This window comes from Vibrio sp. 10N.222.52.C12, assembly GCF_041474215.1.
Taxonomy (GTDB): Bacteria; Pseudomonadota; Gammaproteobacteria; order Enterobacterales; family Vibrionaceae; genus Vibrio; species Vibrio crassostreae_C.
Map to the genome: position 1 here is coordinate 1 of NZ_JBFRTR010000085.1, position 4,773 is coordinate 4,773.

2 protein-coding genes and 8 tRNA genes are annotated in these 4,773 nt (G+C 42.1%); 9 read left to right on the forward strand and 1 reads right to left on the reverse strand.

Annotated features, from left to right (window positions below):
* Nucleotides 1-14 precede the first annotated feature (14 nt).
* From AB4623_RS15780 to AB4623_RS15820, 9 genes are all read left to right on the forward strand, one after another.
* Nucleotides 15-90, forward strand: a tRNA-Thr gene (locus AB4623_RS15780).
* Nucleotides 91-97: 7 nt separating this feature from the next.
* Nucleotides 98-173 (forward strand) — tRNA-Phe (locus AB4623_RS15785).
* A 56-nt stretch (nucleotides 174-229) separates the two neighbouring features.
* Nucleotides 230-305: transfer RNA gene (locus AB4623_RS15790), tRNA-Asn, on the forward strand.
* A gap of 382 nt (nucleotides 306-687) precedes the next feature.
* Entirely contained in the window at nucleotides 688-2,313 is a 1,626-nt protein-coding gene (locus AB4623_RS15795) for a methyl-accepting chemotaxis protein (RefSeq protein WP_017067795.1), read from the forward strand.
* 235 nt (nucleotides 2,314-2,548) lie between these two features.
* Nucleotides 2,549-2,624: transfer RNA gene (locus tag AB4623_RS15800), tRNA-Phe, on the forward strand.
* A gap of 56 nt (nucleotides 2,625-2,680) precedes the next feature.
* Nucleotides 2,681-2,756 (forward strand) — tRNA-Thr (locus AB4623_RS15805).
* A gap of 24 nt (nucleotides 2,757-2,780) precedes the next feature.
* Nucleotides 2,781-2,856 (forward strand) — tRNA-Asn (locus AB4623_RS15810).
* Nucleotides 2,857-2,892: 36 nt separating this feature from the next.
* Nucleotides 2,893-2,968 (forward strand) — tRNA-Thr (locus AB4623_RS15815).
* Nucleotides 2,969-2,997: 29 nt separating this feature from the next.
* Nucleotides 2,998-3,073: transfer RNA gene (locus AB4623_RS15820), tRNA-Asn, on the forward strand.
* 344 nt (nucleotides 3,074-3,417) lie between these two features.
* On the opposite strand, the gene AB4623_RS15825 is transcribed toward AB4623_RS15820, so the two are convergent.
* Nucleotides 3,418-3,813, reverse strand: coding sequence for a DUF2391 family protein (locus AB4623_RS15825; protein WP_017060180.1), 396 nt, complete (start codon nucleotides 3,811-3,813; stop codon nucleotides 3,418-3,420).
* Nucleotides 3,814-4,773 lie beyond the last annotated feature (960 nt).

Sequence of the window (4,773 nt, forward strand, 5' to 3'; positions counted from 1 at the left end):
AAAGAATTTAGTGTGCCGACTTAGCTCAGTAGGTAGAGCAACTGACTTGTAATCAGTAGGTCACCAGTTCGACTCCGGTAGTCGGCACCATTCTTTTGCCTCGATAGCTCAGTCGGTAGAGCAGCGGATTGAAAATCCGCGTGTCGGTGGTTCGATTCCGCCTCGAGGCACCATTATTTGGTACTTAACAAATAATGGTCTTTATAGACCTGATGTTGACACAAATAATTCCCCTTTAGTTCAGTTGGTAGAACGGCGGACTGTTAATCCGTATGTCGCAAGTTCAAGTCTTGCAAGGGGAGCCACATTCAAGAAAGCCAAGTCGAAAGACTTGGCTTTTTTTCGTTTGAACAAAAACAAACTCTATTCAATATACACATCAGCTCCTCACTAACTCTTAATCAGTCTCGATAAATTGAGTTATCTCCTTTTAGTACTCTTACTACAGCAGTTGATTCTAAGTTCTATAAAGCATATCCACTACAACAGAACCAACGCCTTATAAAGTTCATGACCCGCTAATATTCACATTAAAACAAATAGAACCAAGTCCTGTTACTTTTTTTTCTTCGAAAATTTAATCCCTATCATACTTTGATGTCTTTCTAATATCTGCCTTACACCACTTAGATTAAGATTCGATGAATTATACCTAATACTAATTATTGAATCGCTGCGCGGGGAAATATGAAACTAAAAACGCAAGCTTACTTATTATCGGGCATCATCTTGATCGCCCTGCTAGCACTGACGGCTACAGGCTTATGGACCTTAAGAGTTGCTAGCAACATGGACAACAAAGCTCGCGTAACAGAGCTGTTTAAGAGCGCATACAGCATTCTTACTGAAGTCGAAAAAATGGCGATTGATGGCACACTAGAAGAAGAGCAAGCCAAGCAACTAGCTACTCGCCTTCTACGCAACAACATCTATAAAGATAATGAATATGTTTACGTAGCCGATGAGAACATGACGTTTATCGCGACACCATTAGATCCTCAACTGCACGGAACCAGTTTTAACGACTTTAAAGATGGCGACGGCAATAGTGTTGGGCAGCTAATCCAAAGAGTACTTGGTAATCGTACTGGCGAGATCATTGAGTACACCTGGACACAAAAACTGCCAGATGGAACGATTGAAGAAAAACTGTCTATTGCAGAGAAAACGCCACATTGGGGTTGGGTTGTCGGCACTGGTATCGGGTTCAATGAAGTTAACGCTCGTTTTTGGTCTACTGCTCAATGGCAGCTATTCCTTTGTGTCGTGATTGCTGGTCTTATTCTGGCGAGCCTAATTGTATCCATTAAACGCATGCTAGCGCTTCTTGGCGGCGAACCTAAAGACGTACGAGAAGCAGTACAAGCCGTAGCACAAGGTCGAATTCAAACCTCTTTCGAAACTCAGGCAATTGACGGCAGTATCTATCACGCCGTACAACAAATGAGTAAGTCATTGGCTGAGCTAGTATCAAACCTTGACGCTTCAATGCTGGCATTAAGAGGCGAACTGCAGCGCGTAGAAGATCGCGCTGGGTCAATTGGTCAACTGACAGACACCCAACAGCAATCAACAGAGATGATCGCGACAGCAATGACCGAGATGGCCTCTTCAGCCAATAACGTAGCTGCTTCAGCTAGCGATACCGCGCGCAACACCGACGAGGCCGACAAACAGAGCCAGCATACCCAACAACTCATTCACAACACAGTAGATAACATTCAAGGCTTAGCAGGCCAACTAGGCACAGCAAGCGAAGCTGTCGCTAACCTAGATAACGATGTAAACAACATTGCAAAAGTATTGGATGTGATTGGTGATATAGCGGAGCAAACTAACCTATTGGCACTAAATGCAGCCATTGAAGCAGCTCGAGCTGGCGAACAAGGTCGTGGATTTGCTGTTGTAGCAGATGAGGTTCGTAACCTTGCAGGCAGAACACAATCGAGCACAAAAGAAATCCAATTAATGATTAATAACCTTCAAGAGGGATCTCGCAACGCAATTCAAACCATGGAAGTGTGTGCCGCGACCAGTGAAAGCACCGTAACAGAGTCTCAAAACGCCTCTGAAGCACTACAACAGATTGTTGTCGCATTAGAGTCCATTTCATCAATGAGTCATCAAATCGCAACAGCGGCCGCTGAGCAGACTCAGGTGAGCGATGATATATCGAAGCGTATCAATATGCTCGAAGAGAGCGGTAACCAACTGAGCAATGTCGTAACAGAAAGTCATAACAGCACCCAAACTCTTGCCTCTCTTTCCAACGAATTAGAAGCTTGGGTTAATAGGTTTGAAGTAAAACACTAAACTCCCTAGAAAATTTTCAAATAAAAAAGCACGTTTTCATACGTGCTTTTTTTATTTCGGCGCCCATTCAGTGTAGTTAACCGTAGTTTTACTATCTTTTAGGGCATGCTAGACCTAGGTTTTTCACCCCAAATGAGCAAAAACAACCCACTAAGTATAGAAAAACATCAAACGATACTTTTTTTGCAATTTAATGTTGACCCAGAACGCGAAAACACGTTTAATACACCTCGTCGCCCGGATAGCTCAGTCGGTAGAGCAGAGGATTGAAAATCCTCGTGTCGGTGGTTCGATTCCGCCTCCGGGCACCACAATTTATTTGTTGGTGTCTTAGACAACAACAGTAAAGCACAAAGAAATATTATGTGCCGACTTAGCTCAGTAGGTAGAGCAACTGACTTGTAATCAGTAGGTCACCAGTTCGACTCCGGTAGTCGGCACCATTTCTTTAAAGCTTTAAGAATAATTCCCCTTTAGTTCAGTTGGTAGAACGGCGGACTGTTAATCCGTATGTCGCAAGTTCAAGTCTTGCAAGGGGAGCCAAGTTAATCATCAAGCATAAGCTTTTTGATTCATGATGCCGACTTAGCTCAGTAGGTAGAGCAACTGACTTGTAATCAGTAGGTCACCAGTTCGATTCCGGTAGTCGGCACCATTCTCTTGATTAGAGACTAAACAATCAATTCCCCTTTAGTTCAGTTGGTAGAACGGCGGACTGTTAATCCGTATGTCGCAAGTTCAAGTCTTGCAAGGGGAGCCAATTAAAAGAAGCCGCATCATTGATGCGGCTTTTTTGCATCTAAAGATCCTAACTTATTAATACAACTACCCTCACCTTTCAAATACCATATTCAATTCAGAAACCAACCGTTTTTATATCCTTCCAAAGCTACAAATCTTCGCTACTTAATGCTCTTCAAAATCTCCCAACAACAAACGACACATTCACGTAAGAGTCAGTCACAGTACGTTGCTACTCATTTTATTGACTAGGAGATCGGTTGAAAAAATCAATACTAAGTTTGGAGGTAAGAAAGCTAAATAACGAATCAAGTAAGCGCTGAAAAGCTCTGTAAGACACTTCAATCCAAATTGATACACAGATTACTCTTTATCAAAACTATCCACTACAATAGCGCCCATAGAGGCTGGCATTGAAATAACAATCACTCTTTTGATCGATACGACGGGATCACTCAATAGAGGTAATTTGTCCAGGCAAGTCAGTACCAAAGCAACGACCAATGCCGTCATAACATAAGCAATCACTATTCTGAAAATAAACACCGGCAACCGAGCAACAACATCTTTTTGAAAGACACTCTCATACGTATAGAAGCCTAAGAACACCGCAGACAGTAAAAATAGCAGCAATAGATTAGCGGTAGGTAAAGTCTCCCCTAACTTCCAAGCCTCTTCAGAAAAAGAAATCGGCACGGCCAAGGCAAAAGATCCCACAAAGATCTGGCTCGCATCTTCAAAGTTAAAACTCAATTTCATAATTCGACCCATTAGGTTTAAGGCTTTATCTAATTCTGAAAAGAATCACAAAACTATCCGCCAATGATTTGGGGGATTTTTATTTCTACTAAGCAAACAGTAGTGACCTTCTAGCTTCATCTTAGTCGCAATAACCAAAACATAGCTTGAACTAACCAGCAAGAAATCAACATGTTCTGAGCAAAGTTGTCGACACAACTAATTCATATCGAGTCAACAAGCACATCAGAATCGAAGAGAGACCGGTAAACATCCTAAATTACCATCCCCTAGAACCAGAGAACATCACAATCAGTTGGGGGAAGAACCTCCCTGCACATGTAGATACGGATACGAGGGACACTCTATGTCTTAACTTACATATCCCTCCAGCACCACTTTGGAACGCAACCTAACAACTCTCACCTTTCAAGCTGAATCTACTCCGCTTCCATCCTTTGAAATGCTTCTAACAAAGCGCTTGATGCTATCGAGAGTGGTTTAAGCTGAATGTATAATTAAGAGCTATTAAGTCGACTCATTAAGGGCTATAGCGCTCTTAGCAGAAGCCTCCATGATAGAGCCCTAATTACACGTATCCTATAGATTCACAGATAGAGCAGAAGTCAGATTTCGTAGACGAAAGGCTGTTAACTAATACTGAGAGCCACTCACTTAATAAAGGAAACATCTACAGCGCAGAGTAATTAGGATGGGGTGTAAGGCTTTTATAACTCAAAGTATTAATAAGGGGTCAGTTCAGTCTCATAAATCTAACTTACAGCGCGTATGGTTCGAGTATCTGAATGCTAAACTTAAAGCTACATACGTTTGAAATCATGCTCGAGTCACCTCACAGCTGGAATCAGAAATGATGTAGTCCTAATCATGAGTTGGTTTTGGGGAACACCTGAGCTAAGAGCTGTGGGCTACGGGAAAATCTTTTGTGTAAGTTATTCGACTGATACCAATTAAAGTAAA